The sequence below is a fragment of the Pseudomonadales bacterium genome (assembly GCA_041395945.1).
Classification (GTDB): domain Bacteria; phylum Pseudomonadota; class Gammaproteobacteria; order Pseudomonadales; family Azotimanducaceae; genus SZUA-309.
Map to the genome: position 1 here is coordinate 672,282 of JAWKZN010000001.1, position 18,767 is coordinate 691,048.

Here is an 18,767-nt window from a genome sequence, read left to right on the forward strand (position 1 = left end):
CGCTGTGTCTATGGATATACACGATCAGCGTCTGCTGATCGTCGATTTTGGCGCTCAGTACACCCAGCTGATTGCCCGCAGAATCCGCGAAAGCGGCGTGTACTGCGAGATTCATCCCTTCGATGCGCCCGCGGAATTCATCCGTGAGTTCGCACCCCGGGGTGTCATTCTCTCCGGCGGTCCGGAGACGGTGACAGCCGCACACACCCCGCGCATTCCCGATGTGGTATTCGAACTCGGCGTGCCCGTGCTCGGGATCTGCTATGGCATGCAGGCGCTCGCCCAGCAGCTCGGCGGGGTGGTAGCGTCGTCCGCCGTGCAGGAGTTCGGTCACGCGGTGATCGATATCGATGAGAGCAGCCAGCTTCTGCACATCGTCAATGACCACGCCGGTGGGCGCCTGCCGGTGTGGATGAGCCACGGCGATAAGGTGATCGAACTGCCGCCAGGCTTCAGAGTCACAGCGTCGACTCCCTCGGCACCGATTGCTGCGATGGAATGTGCCGAGCGTGCCATTTATGCGGTGCAGTTTCACCCGGAAGTCACCCACACCCGGCAGGGGGATCTGATCCTGAGGCACTTCGCCCGGGATATCTGCCGCTGCGACGGTCTCTGGACCGCGGCGAATATCGTGGAGAGCCTCATTGCCCAGGTGCGCGAAACCGTGGGTGACGAGAAAGTGGTGCTGGGTCTGTCCGGTGGCGTGGATTCCAGTGTGGTGGCGGCCCTGCTGTCCCGTGCCATTGGCGATCAGCTCACCTGCGTGTTCGTGGACAACGGTCTGCTGCGCAAGAACGAACGGGCAGAAGTGGAAGCGACCTTTGCACCCAGCAATGCCCTGGCGATCAATCTGGTGACCGTCCCCGCTGCCGATGAATTCATGGTGCGTCTGAGCGGTGTCGCCGATCCGGAGCAGAAGCGCAAGATCATCGGTAACACCTTCATCGACATCTTCGACCGGGAGGCGCACCGGATTCAGGATGTCGCCTGGCTCGCCCAGGGCACCATCTATCCGGATGTGATCGAATCGGCGGCTTCGAAATTCGGCAAGGCCCATGTGATCAAGTCGCATCACAACGTCGGCGGTCTGCCGGAGCGCATGAAACTGAAACTGGTGGAACCGCTGCGCGAGCTGTTCAAGGACGAAGTGCGCAAGATCGGCATGCACCTCGGTCTGCCGAAAGAGATGGTTTATCGACATCCGTTTCCAGGGCCGGGTCTGGGTGTACGAATCCTGGGCGCAGTGTCCTCGACCCAGGCCGATGTGCTGCGCGAAGCGGATGCGATTTTCCTCGAAGAACTGCGCGCCGCGGGCTGGTACGACAAGGTGAGTCAGGCTTTTGCCGTGTATCTCCCGGTAAAGTCGGTCGGTGTCGTGGGTGATGCGCGGCGCTATGCGGACGTGATCGCACTGCGCGCGGTGGAGACCATCGATTTCATGACCGCCCGCTGGGCCCATCTGCCCTACGAGCTGATCGAACGGGTATCGAACCGGATCATCAATGAAATCTCCGGTGTCTCCCGCGTCGTCTATGACGTCTCGAGCAAGCCGCCGGCAACCATCGAGTGGGAGTGACAGCCGTATCTCCGATGCGGGAAGAGGTCAAACACGAGACAACCGCCGCCCGGGACGAGCGCTTCATGGCAGCTGCGCTGGTCCAGGCGGATGCCGCCGCCGCGCTGGGCGAAGTGCCCGTCGGCGCGGTGCTGGTCGCCGATGGTGTGATCATAGGTCGCGGCTGCAACCAGCCGATCCGCGCCCACGATCCCACGGGTCACGCCGAGATATTCGCGCTGCGCGAGGCAGCACTGGCCCGGTCCAACTACCGCCTGACCGGCACGACCCTCTATGTGACTATCGAACCCTGCACCATGTGTGCGGGTGCGCTGGTTCACGCGCGCATTGACCGGCTGGTGTTTGGTGCGAGGGAGCCGAAAGCGGGCGCCATCGTCAGCCATCCGGGCTGGTTTACCGGGATGAATCATCGCATCAGTGTGACCGAAGGTGTGCTGGGCGATGAGTGCGCGCGGCGAATGAAGGATTTTTTCGAGGACCGACGCTCACGATGAAGGACCTGCTCATACTGGCCGGCCCCCCGGCATTTTCCACGTTCCGGCTGGAGAAGCTGCGCACCCAGCTGGGTACAGGTGTCCGGGCGCTTTATGCCGAATTCGTGCATCTGCTGTCGGTGCAGACACCGTTATCCCGGGAAGAGCTCGAACGGGCAGAAGCCCTGCTCCGCTATGGTCCGCGGGACGGATTGCCGCAACCGGCCGGTTCCTCCGTTGGCACTGTGGTACCCCGGCTCGGCACCATTTCGCCCTGGTCGAGCAAGGCGTCCGACATTTTTCACATCTGTGGTCTTACCGGCGTCGATCGGGTTGAACGTGGCGTGCGCTGGTTTGTCGAAGGTACACTGACATCAGCCGGTCGTGAGACCCTCTATGATCGGATGACACAGCGGCTGGTTACGGATGCGGAGCTGTCCAGCGTGTTTGAGGAGTCCGCACCGCAGCCGCTGCGCACGGTGCCGGTACTCGCCCAGGGTCGGCGTGCGCTGATCGAAGCCAACGACAGCATGGGTCTCGCCATCTCACCGGACGAGATCGACTATCTGGTCAATGCCTACAACGGGCTCGGCCGGGATCCCACGGATATCGAGCTCATGATGTTCGCCCAGGCGAATTCAGAACACTGCCGCCACAAGATTTTCAACGCATCCTGGACAGTTGATGGTGTGGTTCAGCCGCTGTCGCTGTTCGACATGATCCGCAACACACACAGACACATCAACGGGGCCGGAATTCTCAGCGCCTATTCGGACAACGCCGCTGTCATCGAAGGTCCGCTGGAAGACCGCTGGATGCTGAATGCCGGGACCCACCGTTACGACTATGTGCGCGAACCCGTGCACATTCTCATGAAGGTGGAGACCCACAATCATCCGACCGCGATAGCACCCTATCCGGGTGCGGCCACCGGCTCGGGCGGTGAGATCCGGGATGAAGGGGCGGTCGGACGCGGCTCGAAACCCAAGGCCGGACTGGCAGGTTTCACGACTTCCCATCTGAATATTCCCGGCTACGGGCAGCCCTGGGAGATCGGCACGGGCAAACCCGAGCGCATGGTGACAGCGCTGGACATCATGCTCGAAGGGCCCATCGGTGCCGCAGCATTCAACAACGAATACGGACGACCGGCACTCAACGGCTATTTCCGTACCTTTGAAATGGCGCGCAGGGGCGGCGACAAGGTCTGGGGCTATCACAAGCCGGTGATGATTGCGGGCGGGGTGGGCAGTGTGCGACCCCAGCACGTTCACGCCTTCGACTTCGAGCCCGGCACCCGGCTGGTGGTGCTGGGCGGACCGGCGATGCTCATCGGTCTCGGCGGTGGGGCGGCGTCGAGCATGGCCTCTGGTGAGAGTTCGTCCGATCTGGATTTTGCCTCGGTACAGCGGGACAACGCCGAGATGGAACGACGCTGCCAGGAAGTGATCGATGCCTGCGTTTCTTTAGGGGATGACAATCCGATTCTGCTCATCCACGACGTGGGAGCCGGCGGACTGTCCAATGCGCTGCCCGAACTGGTGAAAGATGCAGGTGTGGGCGGTCGCTTCGACCTGCGCAGAATCCCCAGCGCGGATCGCGGCATGACCCCGCTGGAGATCTGGTGCAATGAATCCCAGGAGCGCTATGTCCTGGGTCTTTCCGCTGACAGTCTGCCGGTCTTTGAGGCCATCTGTGCACGCGAACGCTGTCCTTACGCAGTCGTCGGCACCGCGACCGCGGACAAACATCTGCAGTTGTCGGATCCGGTGTTCGACAACAACCCCATCGATCTGCCGATGAGCGTGCTGTTCGGCAAAGCGCCCCGGTTAGAGCGGCGCTTCCAACGTGAAGTGATCCCGGCACCCGCGCTGGAGACCGGCGGCTTTGAACTGAGCGAAGCGGTGAACCGGGTGCTGCGTTTCCCCGCGGTTGCCAGCAAGCAGTTCCTCATCACCATCGGCGATCGCAGTATCACCGGCCTGGTTGCACGCGAGCAGCTCGTCGGCCCCTGGCAGGTCCCCGTTGCGGATGTTGCGGTGACTTTCAGTGGTTATCGTACGCATCGCGGAGAAGCCTTTGCCATGGGAGAGCGTTCGCCGCTGGCTGTGATGGATCCCGCGGCCTCTGCGCGAATGGCGGTTGCAGAAGCGCTCACCAATCTCTGTGCTGCACCAGTCGAGCGCTCGCGCGTGGTGCTGTCGGCCAACTGGATGGCGGCGGTCGGGGAAAACGCGGAAGAGCAGGCGCTCTTTGATGCGGTGCAGGCGGTGGGCATGGAACTCTGCCCTGCGCTGGGTATCGCGATTCCCGTGGGTAAAGACAGCCTGTCCATGCGCACCCGCTGGGATGACACTGAGGTTGCCTCGCCACTCACCCTCATAGTGACCGCGTTCGCCCCGGTGCTGGATGCGCGCCGGGTGCTCACCCCGCAGTTGCGGACCGATGCCGGACCGACCCGCCTGCTGCTGGTCGATCTGGGCGGTGGACGCAACCGTCTCGGCGGCAGCGCGCTGGCCCAGTGCTACCGGCAACTCGGCGACAGCGTACCGGATGTCGATGATCCGGCGCTGCTCGCCCGATGGTTCGATACCCTGCAGTCGCTGAACGAGCAGGGACTGCTGCTCGCCTATCACGATCGTTCCGACGGCGGTCTGCTGGCCACCCTGCTGGAGATGGCGTTCGCTGGCCGCTGCGGGTTGACCGTGCAGCTCAACACCGACGAGGTGTTTGCCCAGTTGTTCGCCGAAGAGCTGGGATGTGTGGTGCAGGTCCGGGAAGCGGATTTCCGGAAAGTGACGGGACTGCTCGATGGACTGCCCTGGCGGGAGGTCGCACAGCTTCGTGAAGACGGGATCGTGGATATCCGTCAGCAGGACCGGAGTCTCTTCAGATCCACCAGAGCGGATCTTCAGGAGATCTGGTCCGAACTGAGCTGCCGCATGCAGGCACTGCGCGACAATCCGGAGTGTGCCCGGGAGGAATTCGAAACCATCCGTGCGGAGGATCCAGGATTCAGTGCCCGCTTGACCTATCCCGTCGACGCCCCCGCGGTCTTCAATATCACGGCTGCCAGACCACCGCTGGCCGTGCTTCGCGAGCAGGGGGTCAACGGACAACTGGAGATGGCGGCCGCCTTCGAACTGGCGGGTTTCGCGCCGGTGGACGTGCACATGACAGACTTGCTGGAAGGCCGGGTCGACCTGCTCGATTTCCCGGCGCTGGTGGCCTGCGGCGGATTCTCTTATGGCGACGTGCTCGGCGGTGGTGGTGGCTGGGCTAAGAGCATCCTCTATCACGACGCCGTGCAGGCCCGGTTCGCTGAATTTTTCGCCTCGGATCGACTGGCACTGGGGATCTGCAACGGTTGCCAGATGTTTGCTCAGATCCGTGAGCTGATTCCGGGTGCGCACGACTGGCCGCGTTTCGTGCGCAATCGCTCCGAGCAGTTCGAAGGGCGCACGGTGCTGGTGCGTGTCAACGCCACACAGTCACCCTGGCTTGCCGATATGGCGGGCTCGGTGCTGCCGGTTGCGGTGGCGCATGGGGAAGGTCGAACCGAGTTCGACAGCACGGAAGCGGAGCGCGCTTTCTGGCAGTCTGATCAGGCCGGTCTGCAGTATGTGGACAACGGTCATCAGGTTACCGAACGCTATCCGGCGAATCCGAATGGCGCTGGAAGTGGCCTCGCGGGAGTCCTAGCCGCGCAGGGGCGGGTGCTGGCGATGATGCCCCACCCGGAGCGGGTAGTCCGCGCCCACGCCAACCCGTGGCGCGATCCGTCCTGGTCTGAGCATGGGCCCTGGCTGAAGCTTTTCCGCAATGCACGCGCAGTCCTTTAGGCGGTCAAAAGACGGTGTGATCAGATAAGGGTCGACGAACGATGGCGAAACACGAATGCAATGCTGCCGGCGCAGGCGCAGGCCAGCAGTTGCACCAGCGGATTCAACACCAGCGATACCTGCCCAGCAGTGCCGGCCAGTATTGCTGCAACAGGTGACAGATTGGACGCGTTGCTGATGGCCCGCGTCGCGACTTCATTCGCGATGTCGATCGCAGCGGATAGGGTGAGCACACTGCCTGTTGCGGTCATTGCCGTTACAATCACGTAGAGAACGCTCAGCGAAATCAGAGTGACTTTCCCCAGCTTCCCGGCCGCCAGATATCCAGCAACGAGATAGGCGGAGAAAACGGTCAGGAAATTCATGAAGTGCCCGGCACCGTCACTGGAGTAGAGCGTGAGCAGCTCCAGCAGTTCATGATTCGACAACTGATCCAGGTTCAGCTCCTTGACACGCAGTTGAGCACCACCCATTCCAGGCCATCTTCAGGCGCACTTCAATCCCGTCTATGTGTCGGCCTCGTCCCAGTATCGCTCCATCAACTCTATGGACCAGGCGGGCTGGCTAACGGGCGTTCTGGGTAGAAATTCAGACATCACCGGCTTGAGATCAACCACCGGAGTCCCATCGATTGCGTCCAACTCCTCTACAGTCAGACGTCGGTCGTCTATCGACGCGATTCGGCAGATCGTGCTGCCGATTCGATTGGGTCGGTTTTTTCCTCTTTGCGCAAATATGCCGATTTTCGGCCAGCTTTCGTTGTTTCGCGGATGGCGCGCGCCGGTAACAATTCTGGATGAATCGACTTTGTCGAACAGGAAAATCACTTCGACGTGGGAAAAATCCAGGAGTCCCTGAAGGGATTCAGGGCCCAGGCTATCGACCAGTTCAATGATCGATCGTGTGTCTCCCCAGAAATCATCCTCCGCAGCTTTTCTGGCAGCCCGGACATGCCCGATGGGTTCGATGTCAAAACGCAAAGTATTGCTCCATGCACTTCAGACGCATTATGCGGGTGCACGGCGCAGTGCGGTCGCCTGCATGTCGTTGTCAGACGGCGCCGGCTATGCCTGTGACTATGTGCGCGGGGGATTTGAAGACGACCCTCCCGTTGGCATCGACATATTTCGAGAGGACACTTTCAGCCTCGTTCAGGATACTGTCGATTCGTTCCTCCGGGAGAAAGATCCCCATGACGGGCAGCCAGCCTCTAAGGTCCGCTTCAACCATCGTTCGAATGCTCGGGAAGTGCGCCCTTCCTGTGAGAGTCTCTGCGTTCACCGACTCTACTCCCGCAGTTTCGAACAGATCAGTCAATTCTGCCTTGTCCCCGAGAACGAAGGGAGCCCGCAATGCGTCAGCAGCCGCTCTGCCGGCGTGGCGTTGAAGCAGAGCCACCACCTCCGGATAGGCCTCGGACCTCTCCAGGCTGTCCCAGACAGCCACAGCTAATCCAGCCCCCGGTTTCAGCACGCGAATCATCTCGCGCAGTGCCTGTGAGCGATCCGCAAAGAACATCAGGCCGAACTGACTTACCACCGCATCGAATGAGCGGTCAGGAAACGGCAGTGACTCCGCCGTGCCCTCCCGCCACTCGATATCTGGTGCCAGCTCCTTCGCAACAGCCAGCATGCCCTGTCCCGGGTCAACGCCGGCAACGGAACCCGCGGGACCAACCCGAAGCGCAGCCTCTCTCGCCAGAATGCCGGTACCGCACGCGACATCCAGAACTCGATTATCGCGGGCCACGCCGGCGGCATCGAGGACCCGGGGACACCATTGCCTGAAAACGGCGGGCACGTGCAGCGCCTCGTATGCCCGCGCACCCGCGATCTGCCCGTCAATGTCTGCTTTATGCATGTGCGCATTCTCCTGTTACGCCAGGTCGACCTGGGAAGCGGCAGTAATGCTGACTATGTTCCTGTCCGGATCCAGGTACCTGGCAGTCGTGCCCCGGGGTTCCAGCCTGGGTTCCTGAATTACCGCTGCCCCGGAACGAACCACACGGTTATGCACTGCCTCGAACTCCCGGACGTGAAAACCAACCTGCGCGCCGGTTATTGTGGGGCGATTCGGTTCACGGGCGGGATAGAGCGCAAGGTGAATAAATGCGCCATCAGTCCAGGAATGGACGGCGTGTTCTCCACCATACCAGGGGTCGTTCAAATCTGAATCGTGTGATGCGCCGCCTCGCCGACCTGAATTCACTTTTCGCGAGTGGTCGATCTGACCGCCTCATCACCTTTTTTAAACCCCGGGTGCTGATTGTTCAACTCGCCGGTCCGGAAAATTACCGTTGGAGCTACGACAGCACTGCCCCGGGTCCGAAGCCCGAGTGGGTTGCCTCAGGAAGTTCCGGAGCGACCGCCCCTTGGAAAGGGGATCACGTTTGGTGCACCGGTGGCGATGGGGCAGGGTGCTGAGTCCATATCGGTGCGCTTTCTTCCGGCGCCAGGCCAGCCATTCCCTGTCGGTTTTCCCCCCGCCAGCGCCGGTTCCTCATGCGCGGTCACCAGGGACGCGTGCAGGTCCGCCAGAGAGCGGGCCATCATTTCGGAAATGCGGATGGTTGCGGCCAGGGGTGTGGCGGCTCTGCGGCGGGCGATGTCGACCTTGAACTGGATGCCCTCCAGTCGTCGTCGGCTGCGCGCGCTGCTGGCGCCGTCGATAACGGCGCTCGTGAGAGAGCGACGCAACGTCTCGAGTCCTTCCGGATCGTTGCGAGCCATATCCACCAGCACTTCGAAAGCTGGTAGTCGGGTTGTCATGATGACCCTACTCGCTGTCGGTGATTTGAGGCTTTCGGTACTATGCCGGAGCGGTTTGATTCCGGGAACGCTTTCATGTAACGAGATTGTCTTGCGATCTCCTGGAACATCTATTTATTTCAGTCAGTTAGAGAAGATAGCTAATGTTGTTGCAACTGGATAAACGGCGGGTAAGGGCAGCCTCGGAGCATCATTGGGTGGCAGACAGCGCCATGGTCATCGGTTCTGTCCTGCTGAAGGACGGTGCCAGCGTCTGGTTCAATGCAGTGCTGCGCGGGGATACCGAACTCATCACAGTAGGGGAGAACTCCAACGTTCAGGACGGCTGTGTGCTGCACACGGATCCGGGGTGTCCCCTGGTCATCGGCAGCAATGTCACCGTCGGTCACAAGGTCATGCTGCATGGCTGCGAGATCGGCGATAACAGCCTGATCGGCATCAATGCGGTGGTACTGAACAGGGCGAAGATCGGCCGCAACTGTCTCATCGGCGCCAATGCCCTGATCACCGAAGGCAAGGAGATCCCGGACAACTCCATGGTGATGGGTGCACCCGGCAAAGTGGTGCGGCAACTCACCGAAGCCGAAGTCGCGGGTCTGACCCTGAGTGCAAAGCACTACGCGGAGAAGGCGGAACGGTTTCGCAATGGCCTTTCCCTCCAGGCGGAAGTGGATCCGGAAGACGCTGCGGGTGCGGAGACTGACAGGCCATGAGTGTGTCGCTCGGCACACCGCTGGCCGGCAACGCCACAAAGGTCATGCTGCTGGGCGCCGGTGAACTCGGCAAGGAAGTGGTGATCGAACTGCAGCGCTTCGGCGTGGAAGTCATTGCCGTGGATCGTTATGCGAATGCCCCGGCCATGCAGGTGGCCCATCGCGCCCATGTGATCAACATGCTCGATGGTGCGGTACTGCGCCGACTCATCGAGAGCGAACGTCCGGACATGGTGGTGCCCGAGATCGAAGCAATTGCGACAGGGACCCTGCTCGAACTGGAAGCAGAGGGCCAGCGGGTCATCCCCACCGCGCGTGCCGCGCGCCTTACCATGGATCGCGAGGGCATCCGCACCCTGGCGGCACAGACCCTCGAGGTGAAAACCTCGCCCTACCGCTTCGCGGCGAGCAAAAGCGAGTATCTGAGTGCGGTGGAAGCCATAGGGCTGCCCTGCGTGGTGAAACCTGTGATGAGCTCGTCGGGCAAGGGGCAGTCCCTGGTCCGTGAGGCTGGCGATGTCGCAAGAGCCTGGGATCACGCCCAGTCGGCCGGGCGGGCCGGGGCCGGGAAAGTCATCGTTGAAGGCTTCGTGGACTTCGACTACGAAATCACCCTGCTGACCGTCCGGCATGCCGGTGGTACCGCTTTCTGTGCGCCCATCGGTCATCGCCAGGAGGCGGGCGACTACCGGGAGTCCTGGCAGCCCCAGCCGATGTCCGCGACCGCGCTGGCGGCAGCCGAAGACATTGCGGCGCGGGTTACGGGGGAACTGGGCGGACAGGGTCTGTTCGGTGTGGAGTTCTTTGTGAAAGGGGATGAGGTGTATTTCAGCGAAGTCAGTCCCCGCCCGCACGATACCGGACTGGTGACCCTGATCAGTCAGGATCTCTCGGAATTCGCCCTGCACGCCCGTGCGATTCTCGGCCTGCCGATTCCCGCCATCAGGCAGTTTGGCGCTGCGGCGTCTGCGGTGATCCTGGTGGCAGGCAATTCTGCCGCGCCCCGCTTTGCAGGTGTCGATCGGGCACTTGCCGAGCCGGATACCCAGATCAGACTGTTCGGTAAACCTGAAGTACGCGGCGAGCGACGCATGGGTGTCGCCCTCGCGCTTGGTGCGTCAATTGACGCGGCGCGGGCAGCGGCGATACGCGCAGCATCCGCGGTAGAAGTTGCTTTCGACGACTGATCGGCGCTGACTTTCGCTTCTGCTGTGAAAAAACCGCTGTCCGGAGGTTGGGTAAACCCCGGGGCTTGGCAAGAACGGCGGACGTGGCTATAGTTGCCGGGTGAATTTATCCAGCACACAAGACTTCGCTAATGCTGCACCAGCGTTTCCGCTGAGCGCACTGCTGTCTCTGAGCCTGCTCCTGCCGGGCTGACCCGGCACACACACTCTCTACAGGGCTCCATCTGCCCACCGCAAACAAAACCACCCACCTCGGAGTAGATCCGGAGTGATGCCGTACATGGATCTGCTCCATTGGTATCATCCACGGCACCCCGGGCGGCTGGTTGAATCGTCGTCAAAGATTAATCAGAGGCCGCGCATTGCGCGGATTGCACAATGAGTGAGCAAAGTTCCAGTTCAGCCACAGCGGGCCGTACGCAGGCCGCGACCTCCGGTGCACGCGCCGCAGGGCGGATGCCCTTTCAGAAGTATCGACGCTTCGAGCCCATAGCCCTGCCGGACCGCCAGTGGCCGTCCCGGACCATAGATCGGGCACCCCGGTGGTGCAGTGTTGATCTGCGGGATGGCAACCAGGCGCTGATCGATCCCATGAATGTGGAAGAAAAGCTGCGCATGTGGGAACTGCTGCTGGCGATCGGCTTTGCGGAGATCGAAGTCGGATTTCCTGCAGCTTCCCAGCCGGATTTCGATTTCATTCGCCGCATCATCGACGAAGGCCGAATTCCACCCGGTGTGTCGATTCAGATTCTCTGCCAGGCCAGGGAAGAACTGATCGAGCGCAGTGTGGAAGCACTGCAGGGCGTGCGCTCGGTGATTTTCCATCTCTACAACTCCACTTCGGAACTGCAGCGACGGGTCGTGTTCGGTATGGAGCGTTCGGGCATCGTCGATCTTGCCGTGCGAGGGACGCGCCTGGTGAAAGCCGGGCTGGCGAATTTCGATGCGGATGTGACCTTCGAGTACTCACCGGAAAGTTTCACCGGAACGGAACTGGATTTTGCCGTGGAGATCTGTGATGCCGTGGCCGAAACCTGGGGTGCCACCGTCGCGAAACCCATGATTGTGAATCTGCCTTCGACGGTGGAAATGTCCACGCCGAACATCTACGCCGACCAGATCGAGTGGTTCATCCGAAACTTCCACAATCGGGACAAGGCGGTAATCAGTCTCCATACACACAACGACCGGGGTACCGGTGTGGCTGCGACAGAACTTGCTCTGATGGCGGGTGCGCAGCGGGTTGAAGGCACCCTGTTCGGCAATGGTGAGCGCACGGGAAACTGCGACATTGTTACCATGGCGATGAACATGTTCAGCCAGGGCGTGGATCCCCAGCTCGACTTCCGGGATATGCCGAACATCCGCGCGGCAGTGGAAGAGATCAACAAGCTGCCCGTGCACGAGCGCCATCCCTATGCAGGCGACCTGGTATTCACTGCCTTTTCAGGCTCTCATCAGGATGCCATCAAGAAGGGCATGTCCCGGGTGGATCGAGCACACTGGGAGGTGCCTTATCTGCCGATCGATCCGGAGGATGTCGGCTCTTCCTACAAGGAGACCGTGCGGGTCAACAGCCAGTCCGGCAAAGGCGGTGTGGGCTTCATCCTGGAAGAGTTCCACGGCATTTCCCTGCCGCGGGAGATGCTGGTTGAGTTCTCCAGAGTGGTTCAGAAAATGACGGAAACCCTGGACCGGGAAATCAAATCCGGAGAAATTCTCGACGCGTTCCTGAAGGAGTATGTTGTCGAAGGCGGTCCCTATCGGCTCGTCGACTACGACCTTCTGAGCGGACGCAGTGACGATCAGCGCTGTGTTGCACGGGTGATCGTCTCGGAGCAGCAGGTGACTATCGACGGGGAAGGATCGGGGCCGATCGAGGCGTTTGTGAACGGCATGGTGCAGACGCTGAACGAACCGCTGAACATCATCGATTATCACGAGCACGCGTTAACCACAGGTAAGGATGCCCAGGCGATCTGCCTGCTGGCCATAGACGATCCGGGCGGCGGACGCTGTCATGGGGCCGGGGTCAGTCGCAACACGATCACTGCCTCGCTGATGGCGATCATCTCCGCGTTGAACCGGCGCTGGAAGGGCTGATCTGAAACGGAGGTGGCCTGGCGCTCCCTCTGACGCTGGTGGTGTGCCAGGCAACCGCCAACTGACTGGCCCGCTTCGCGGCTGCCTCAGTGATCTTCGACGGGCAACGGCGGGCGGTCCAGTCGTTTGATCTTCAGCGCCTTGATCACGTTGTCCTTGATCTGCAGGGTTTCGATCAGGTAGTCGTGCACTTTCAGGCACAGGTTGTTTTCCGGAATCGCCTCGAGGTGCTCCAGCACAAGACCATTGAGTGTTTTCGGTCCGTTGGTGGGCAGATCCCAGCCCAGGGCGCGATTGATGTCCCGCAGCACGGCGAGGCCGTCGATCAGAAAGTAGCCGTCGTCCTGGGGAATGATCTCGGGGAGGGCGGCAGCGTAGTCCGTAGTGAACTCGCCAACGATCTCTTCGAGGATGTCTTCAAGGGTGACGATGCCGCGTATCTCACCGTACTCGTCTACCACCAGAGCCACGCGCTTCTTCTCGTTCTTGAAGTGAATGAGCTGGGTGTGCAGGGGTGTGGCTTCCGGGACGAAGTAGGGCTCCTCGGTGAGTTGAAGAATGTCTGCCTTGGTGAGCTGTTCGGAATTCGACTGCCGTGGCAGATGTTTGGCTATGCGGCGCAGGTGCAGAATGCCGATGATGTTGTTGATGTTTTCCTGATACACGGGTAACCGGGTGTGCTGACTGGCGGCCATCAGATCGAAAATGTGGTTGATGTCGTCATCCATATCGATGCCGACGATTTCACTGCGAGGCACCATGATGTCGTCCACCGTGACCTTCTCGAGATCCAGCACACCGAGCAGCATGTGTTGTCTCTGGCCGGGAATCCCTGCCCCTTCGTTGACCACTGTGCGCAGTTCTTCCACGCTCAGGCTGTCGACGTCATCCTCATCCGGGTGGGGCAGAAAGGGTTTCACCAGCCAGTTGGCAATGGTGTTCACAAACCAGACACCGGGATAAAACAGCCGCAGCAGGGGTTCGAGCACATAGGCTGAAGGAAAGGCGATGGCTTCCGGCGTTCGAGCAGCGATCGTCTTGGGTGCGACTTCCGCGAAAATCAGGAAAAACAGAGTGAGCAATACCGGTGCCAGCACCACGCCGTATTCGCCCAGATAGCGGATGCCGATGATGGTCCCGATGCTGGCGGCGGTGAAGTTCACCAGATTGTTGCCAAGCAGAATCATGCCCAGCAGCCGATCCGGGCGTTTCAGCAGCCGATTGGCCTTGCGCGCGCCGCGATGACGCTCCTTCACAAGATGCCGCAGACGATAGCGGTTCAGGCCGATCATTGCCGTTTCGGAGCCGGAGAAATACGCCGACAGTGCGGTGAGCAGCAGAACAATGCCGATGAGAACAAACCCCGGAAGATCCGACATCAGTGTTCCAACAGGACCTCAATCACGAATTTGCTGCCGAAGTAGCCCAGTACCAGCAGTGCGAAGGCCAGCAGGGTCCAGCGCACAGCCGTGGCGCCGCGCCAGCCGAACAGGCGATGACCGGCGAGAAGCGCGGCGTACACGCCCCAGGAAGCGAGTGCGAGCAGGGTGTGGTGTGCCACCCGCTGGGCAAACATGTCTTCGAGAAACAGAAAGCCGCTGAGGATGGCCAGGGTCAGCACGCAGATGCCGGCCCAGAGCAGGTTGAACAGCAGGGTTTCCATGGTCTGCAGCGGCGGCAGCACACGCAGCAATCGGATGGTCTTCTTGCGATGCAGGCGGTGTTCGAGGAGGGCAACCAGAACCGACTGACAAGCTGCCATGAACAGAATGCTGTAAGCGGCGATTGAGAGCGCGATATGGCCCAGCAGAGCGCCGCCCAGCGTCGCCAGGGGTATCACGGTGGCAGGTGAGCCGCCCCAGATCAGAGCGGCGATCACGCCTGCAGCAGCCAGGGGCTGGATGAGCATCAGCAGGTTCAATACCGGCAGGCGGGTAGCGGCAAGCAGCACACTCACCAGCATGATCCAGCTCACCAGGCTGGCAGAGGAGGACAGCCCGAGGTTGAGCCCGGTGTTCGTAGCGATCATGTGGAAGTCGGCGGAGGCATGCAGAACTGCACCCGCAGTGGCGAGCGCGATCAGAAGCGGGGTTCTGGCCTCGGTACTTTCTGAAAAACTGCGGTACTGAAGAAAGGCGCCGGTGAGATAGGCGGTTGCCGCGCCGACACCCATCACCGCGCTGACGGTTGAGACCATGGCTGAGAGTTTGTCATAAGCCAATCAAAGCGTGAAGAGTTATAATCTGCGGCTTTTCCAGAGCAGCCCGGCGCTTAAGTCTGGGTATGCGAGGTTGTTCATGTTCGAGAATCTGACGGAGCGATTGACCACCACCCTGCGACAGGTGTCGGGTCGGGGTCGGCTCTCCGAAGAAAACATCACCGAAGCATTGCGGGACGTCCGCATGGCGCTGCTCGAGGCGGATGTCGCCCTGCCGGTGGTGAAGTCGTTTACCGACAGCGTCAAGGCGGCCGCCCTGGGTCAGTCGATCTCCAGCGCGCTGAATCCCGGTGAAGCCTTCATCAAGATCGTTCACTCGGAACTCGTGCGGGTGATGGGTGAGGCCAACAATGCCTTGAACCTGGCAATCACCCCGCCCGCGATCGTGCTGATGGCCGGACTCCAGGGTGCAGGCAAAACCACCACTGTGGCCAAACTCGCCCGCCTGTTGAAGCAGCGGGAAAAGAAGAAAGTGGCTGTGGTCAGCGCCGACGTCTATCGACCGGCGGCCATTGATCAGCTGCGCACCCTCGCAGGCGAAGTCGGTGCCCAGTTCGTGGAATCCGACCCGTCAGAAAAGCCCCTGGAGATCGCCAGGCGGGCAGTGGCGGAGGCAAAGACCCAGTTCGCCGATGTGCTGATTGTGGATACCGCAGGGCGCCTGGCGATCGATGCGGAAATGATGGAGGAGATCCGCGCGCTGCATGGCGCGCTCAAGCCCATCGAGACGCTGTTCGTGGTGGATGCCATGACCGGCCAGGACGCAGCCAACACCGCTCAGGCGTTCAATGAGGCCCTGCCGCTGACCGGCGTTGTGCTGGCCAAAGCCGATGGCGATGCGCGTGGTGGGGCGGCGCTGTCCGTACGCAGCATCACCGGAAAACCGATCAAATTCATCGGCATGGGGGAGGGTGTTGATGCACTCGAGCCCTTCCATCCGGAGCGGCTGGCATCACGCATCCTCGGTATGGGGGACGTGCTCACCCTGATCGAGGAGGCAGAGCGCAAGATCGATAAACAGAAGGCGGAGAAGCTCGCCAGGAAGATCCAGCGGGGCGCCAAGTTCGATCTGGAGGACTTTCGCGATCAGCTCGCCCAGATGGCCAATATGGGTGGTATCGGCAGCATGCTGGAAAAGATGCCGGGTATGGCGCAACTGCCCCAGGCGGCCCAGAGCCAGGTAAACGATACCGCTTTCACCCGAATGGGCGTGATCATCGACTCCATGACTCCCCAGGAGCGTCGTTTCCCGGATCTGATCAATGGCTCCCGCAAGCGCCGCATTGCCATGGGCAGCGGGACCCAGGTGCCGGACGTGAACCGCCTGCTCAAGCAGCACAAGCAGATGCAGAAGATGATGAAGAAGGTCAGCAAAAAGGGTGGCATGCAGAAAATGATGCGTGGCATTCAGGGGATGCGTCCCCCCAAGGGCTTCCAGCGCTGAAGTCGCGGCTTGCAAGGCGGGCAGGTTCCATTACAATACCGCGCCTTCCCAAGCCAACCGCTTAAGCTTAAGAGAATCTAGATGGTAACGATCCGCCTGGCTCGACATGGGGCTAAAAAGACCCCCTTCTATCACATCACCGTTGCCGACCGTACGTCCTGCCGGGACGGCAGACACGTCGAGCGGCTGGGCTTCTACAACCCCATCGCCAAAGGCAAGTCTGAAGGCCTCCGGGTTGATCTCGAGCGGCTCGACTACTGGCTTTCCGTGGGCGCGCGTCCCTCGGATTCTGTGAAGAAACTTCTCAAGCAGGCCCGTCGCAACGCGGCCGCCCCTGCCGCTGCCTGATCTGTCCGGTTGAGCGCAGCCGCCCAGCCGGCTGCGCCTTTTGCGCAGGTACCTCTGCCGTGTCCGTTCCCGTGACCTCCGCTGCTACCCGCCAGATGATCGTCATCGGCCGGGTCGGTGCACCCTATGGGGTGAAAGGCTGGGTGCGGGTCAGTACTTTCACCGATCCGCCGGAAAACCTCCTCGACTACAGACCCTGGTGGCTCAACGCGACGTCGCATCAGGACTCACCACCACTGGACCCGGACGAGGGTTGGCGGAAAGTGGACGTGGTCGAAGCCCGCCCCCACCAGCAGGGGTTTGTCGCCCATCTTCGGGGCGTCGACGATCGTACCGCCGCTGAGCGGATGCAGGGTGTCTGGATCGGGGTGCAGGCCGATCAGCTCGCGGAAACTGCTGAAGACGAGTATTACTGGCGTGATCTGGTCGGACTGACCGTCTTCAATAGCGCCGGCCACCGTCTGGGTACGGTGGATCGGCTTTTCGAGACAGGCGCTCAGGATGTGATGGTGATCAAGGGTGACAGCGGGGAAACTCTGATCCCCTTTCATCGCAACTTCGTCCTTGAAGTGGACCTGGCCGGGAACCGTCTGCTGGTCGACTGGGAGGAAATGTGAGCGCGAGGCTGTGGGCCGGCATCGTCACTCTGTTTCCCGATCTGGTGACCGGCTCAGCCGCAGCAGGTGTGCTGGGTCGGGCAGTCGAGCAGGGCATCATCGATCTGGATGTCTTTAATCCCCGGGACTTCGCCCGGGATCGGCACCGTACGGTAGACGATCGACCTTACGGCGGTGGACCGGGCATGGTCATGCAGGTCGAGCCGCTGCAGGCCGCACTGCAGGCCGCGAAAGACGCCGCAACCCGGCGCGGGCTGGATGTGCCGGTGATCTACCTGTCGCCCCAGGGGCGGCGATTGAATCAGCAGATCGTCCACGACCTGTCCCGGCGGCCGGGACTGATACTGCTCTGCGGGCGCTATGAGGGGGTGGATGAGCGGCTGCTGCTTGCCGAGGTGGACGAGCAGCTGTCCATTGGCGACTACGTCCTGACCGGAGGTGAGTTGCCGGCACTGGTGGTCCTGGATACTGTGTCAAGACACTTGCCAGGCACCCTGGGGAACAGCGCATCCGCGCTGGAAGAATCTCATCTTGATGGTTTGCTCGATTACCCTCACTATACGCGCCCCGAGAATTGCGCCGCCGGCAGTGTGCCCGAGGTACTGATCAGCGGAGACCACAGCGCCATTCAGCGCTGGCGTTTGCGCGAATCCCTCAAGCGGACCTGGATACATCGGCCCGACCTGCTTTCCAGCAGGTCACTGACCGAGACGGAAAGACTGTTGCTGGCCGAACTCTTCGCAGAAGAGCTCAAACCCGCAGCAGGTTGAATGAGACAACCCTGAGCGTGACTGTCAGGGTGAACAAGCGACACAACAGGAGCACCCATCGTGCGTAGAAACAAGATCATAGAAGCTCTGGAAAACGAGCAGCTCAAAACCGATATCCCCGAATTCGGTCCGGGCGACACGGTGGTGGTGCAGGTGAAGGTGATCGAAGCCAACCGAGAGCGGTTGCAGGCCTTCGAAGGTGTGGTGATCGGTAAGCGCAATCGCGGTCTGAACTCTGCGTTCACTGTGCGCAAGATCTCCCACGGTGTTGGTGTGGAGCGCACGTTCCAGAGCCACAGCCCCATGATCGCCGGCATCGAAGTCAAACGTCGCGGTGATATCCGGCAGGCAAAACTCTACTATCTGCGCAACCTGTCCGGCCGTGCTGCACGTATCCGGGAAAAGGTCTGACAGGAGTCAGGTCTGACAGGAGTCAGATCTGATCGAGGGGAAAGAGCAACCAGCTCACTAGGCTTGGGGACGGGGGAGAGAGCTGCCTAGTGAACTGGTCGGGTCCAGTTAGCCGGCGGAGAGACGATACCGGTTAGCTGTGTCCGCAGCGTTCAGAGGCGACCGGGGGGACGACCGGTGGGATGCTTCTGGAGACGTTGCGGCGCTGTTTCAGTAGGTTCAGTTTTCGTGCCAGTTTTTGAATTTCCCCCGCGGAACGCCTGAATATTTCAAAAAACCCATCTGAATCAACGTATT

At 61.0% G+C, this 18,767-nt stretch carries 17 protein-coding genes; 11 read left to right on the top strand and 6 right to left on the bottom strand.

Annotated features, from left to right (window positions below; all coding sequences use genetic code 11):
* Positions 1-4: 4 nt before the first annotated feature.
* Genes guaA through purL form a run of 3 tightly spaced genes read left to right on the top strand, consistent with a single transcriptional unit; the run spans position 5 to position 5,891 of the window.
* On the top strand, positions 5-1,576 hold the full coding sequence (guaA, locus tag R3E82_03210) for a glutamine-hydrolyzing GMP synthase (GenBank protein MEZ5549877.1): 1,572 nt from the start codon (positions 5-7) through the stop codon (positions 1,574-1,576).
* Positions 1,573-2,070, top strand: a complete 498-nt coding sequence (gene tadA / locus R3E82_03215) for a tRNA adenosine(34) deaminase TadA (protein MEZ5549878.1) — start codon at positions 1,573-1,575, stop codon at positions 2,068-2,070. The genes guaA and tadA overlap by 4 nt, the downstream gene beginning before the upstream one ends.
* A gap of 5 nt (positions 2,071-2,075) precedes the next feature.
* Positions 2,076-5,891 (top strand): phosphoribosylformylglycinamidine synthase, encoded by a 3,816-nt coding sequence (purL, locus tag R3E82_03220; GenBank protein MEZ5549879.1) that lies wholly within the window; start codon positions 2,076-2,078, stop codon positions 5,889-5,891.
* A gap of 20 nt (positions 5,892-5,911) precedes the next feature.
* Here purL and R3E82_03225 read toward each other — a convergent pair whose 3' ends face one another.
* The 4 genes from R3E82_03225 to R3E82_03240 all read right to left on the bottom strand — a co-directional run bounded on the left by R3E82_03225 (position 5,912) and on the right by R3E82_03240 (position 8,659).
* On the bottom strand, positions 5,912-6,256 hold the full coding sequence (locus R3E82_03225) for a hypothetical protein (protein MEZ5549880.1): 345 nt from the start codon (positions 6,254-6,256) through the stop codon (positions 5,912-5,914).
* A gap of 141 nt (positions 6,257-6,397) precedes the next feature.
* On the bottom strand, positions 6,398-6,871 hold the full coding sequence (locus R3E82_03230; protein ID MEZ5549881.1) for an SAM-dependent methyltransferase: 474 nt from the start codon (positions 6,869-6,871) through the stop codon (positions 6,398-6,400).
* A 70-nt stretch (positions 6,872-6,941) separates the two neighbouring features.
* On the bottom strand, positions 6,942-7,751 hold the full coding sequence (locus tag R3E82_03235; protein MEZ5549882.1) for a methyltransferase domain-containing protein: 810 nt from the start codon (positions 7,749-7,751) through the stop codon (positions 6,942-6,944).
* A 485-nt stretch (positions 7,752-8,236) separates the two neighbouring features.
* Positions 8,237-8,659 carry a DUF3135 domain-containing protein gene (locus R3E82_03240; GenBank protein MEZ5549883.1) on the bottom strand — a complete coding sequence of 141 codons (423 nt, stop codon included), beginning with the start codon at positions 8,657-8,659 and terminating at the stop codon, positions 8,237-8,239.
* A 143-nt stretch (positions 8,660-8,802) separates the two neighbouring features.
* Between R3E82_03240 and R3E82_03245 the strand changes: the two genes are divergently transcribed.
* The 3 genes from R3E82_03245 to leuA all read left to right on the top strand — a co-directional run bounded on the left by R3E82_03245 (position 8,803) and on the right by leuA (position 12,662).
* Positions 8,803-9,372 (top strand): gamma carbonic anhydrase family protein, encoded by a 570-nt coding sequence (locus R3E82_03245; GenBank protein MEZ5549884.1) that lies wholly within the window; start codon positions 8,803-8,805, stop codon positions 9,370-9,372.
* Positions 9,369-10,559, top strand: coding sequence for a formate-dependent phosphoribosylglycinamide formyltransferase (gene purT / locus R3E82_03250; protein ID MEZ5549885.1), 1,191 nt, complete (start codon positions 9,369-9,371; stop codon positions 10,557-10,559). Before R3E82_03245 ends, purT begins: the two co-directional genes overlap by 4 nt.
* A 456-nt stretch (positions 10,560-11,015) precedes the next feature.
* Positions 11,016-12,662 (top strand): 2-isopropylmalate synthase, encoded by a 1,647-nt coding sequence (leuA, locus tag R3E82_03255; protein MEZ5549886.1) that lies wholly within the window; start codon positions 11,016-11,018, stop codon positions 12,660-12,662.
* Between the two features lie 86 nt (positions 12,663-12,748).
* On the opposite strand, the gene R3E82_03260 is transcribed toward leuA, so the two are convergent.
* On the bottom strand, positions 12,749-14,041 hold the full coding sequence (locus tag R3E82_03260; protein ID MEZ5549887.1) for an HlyC/CorC family transporter: 1,293 nt from the start codon (positions 14,039-14,041) through the stop codon (positions 12,749-12,751).
* Positions 14,041-14,859 (bottom strand): cytochrome c biogenesis protein CcsA, encoded by an 819-nt coding sequence (gene ccsA, locus R3E82_03265; protein MEZ5549888.1) that lies wholly within the window; start codon positions 14,857-14,859, stop codon positions 14,041-14,043. Before ccsA ends, R3E82_03260 begins: the two co-directional genes overlap by 1 nt.
* A gap of 100 nt (positions 14,860-14,959) precedes the next feature.
* Here ccsA and ffh point away from each other — a divergent pair, with 100 nt between their 5' ends.
* The 5 genes from ffh to rplS all read left to right on the top strand — a co-directional run bounded on the left by ffh (position 14,960) and on the right by rplS (position 18,470).
* Positions 14,960-16,324 carry a signal recognition particle protein gene (gene ffh / locus R3E82_03270; protein MEZ5549889.1) on the top strand — a complete coding sequence of 455 codons (1,365 nt, stop codon included), beginning with the start codon at positions 14,960-14,962 and terminating at the stop codon, positions 16,322-16,324.
* An 81-nt stretch (positions 16,325-16,405) separates the two neighbouring features.
* A complete protein-coding gene (rpsP, locus tag R3E82_03275; protein ID MEZ5549890.1) occupies positions 16,406-16,672 on the top strand; it encodes a 30S ribosomal protein S16 in 267 nt (88 codons plus the stop codon).
* A 59-nt stretch (positions 16,673-16,731) separates the two neighbouring features.
* Positions 16,732-17,289 carry a ribosome maturation factor RimM gene (gene rimM, locus R3E82_03280; GenBank protein ID MEZ5549891.1) on the top strand — a complete coding sequence of 186 codons (558 nt, stop codon included), beginning with the start codon at positions 16,732-16,734 and terminating at the stop codon, positions 17,287-17,289.
* Positions 17,286-18,059, top strand: a complete 774-nt coding sequence (trmD, locus tag R3E82_03285; GenBank protein MEZ5549892.1) for a tRNA (guanosine(37)-N1)-methyltransferase TrmD — start codon at positions 17,286-17,288, stop codon at positions 18,057-18,059. The genes rimM and trmD overlap by 4 nt, the downstream gene beginning before the upstream one ends.
* Before the next feature lie 57 nt (positions 18,060-18,116).
* Positions 18,117-18,470, top strand: coding sequence for a 50S ribosomal protein L19 (gene rplS / locus R3E82_03290; GenBank protein ID MEZ5549893.1), 354 nt, complete (start codon positions 18,117-18,119; stop codon positions 18,468-18,470).
* Positions 18,471-18,767 lie beyond the last annotated feature (297 nt).

Coding starts and splice junctions, on each gene's coding strand:
- ffh (MEZ5549889.1), top strand. CDS start 14,960: ATGTTCGAGAATCTGACGGAGCGATTGACCACCACCCTGCGACAGGTG.
- leuA (MEZ5549886.1), top strand. CDS start 11,016: ATGCCCTTTCAGAAGTATCGACGCTTCGAGCCCATAGCCCTGCCGGAC.
- purT (MEZ5549885.1), top strand. CDS start 9,369: ATGAGTGTGTCGCTCGGCACACCGCTGGCCGGCAACGCCACAAAGGTC.
- R3E82_03245 (MEZ5549884.1), top strand. CDS start 8,803: ATGTTGTTGCAACTGGATAAACGGCGGGTAAGGGCAGCCTCGGAGCAT.
- ccsA (MEZ5549888.1), bottom strand. CDS start 14,859: ATGGTCTCAACCGTCAGCGCGGTGATGGGTGTCGGCGCGGCAACCGCC.
- rpsP (MEZ5549890.1), top strand. CDS start 16,406: ATGGTAACGATCCGCCTGGCTCGACATGGGGCTAAAAAGACCCCCTTC.
- R3E82_03240 (MEZ5549883.1), bottom strand. CDS start 8,659: ATGACAACCCGACTACCAGCTTTCGAAGTGCTGGTGGATATGGCTCGC.
- R3E82_03235 (MEZ5549882.1), bottom strand. CDS start 7,751: ATGCATAAAGCAGACATTGACGGGCAGATCGCGGGTGCGCGGGCATAC.
- R3E82_03225 (MEZ5549880.1), bottom strand. CDS start 6,256: ATGAATTTCCTGACCGTTTTCTCCGCCTATCTCGTTGCTGGATATCTG.
- R3E82_03260 (MEZ5549887.1), bottom strand. CDS start 14,041: ATGTCGGATCTTCCGGGGTTTGTTCTCATCGGCATTGTTCTGCTGCTC.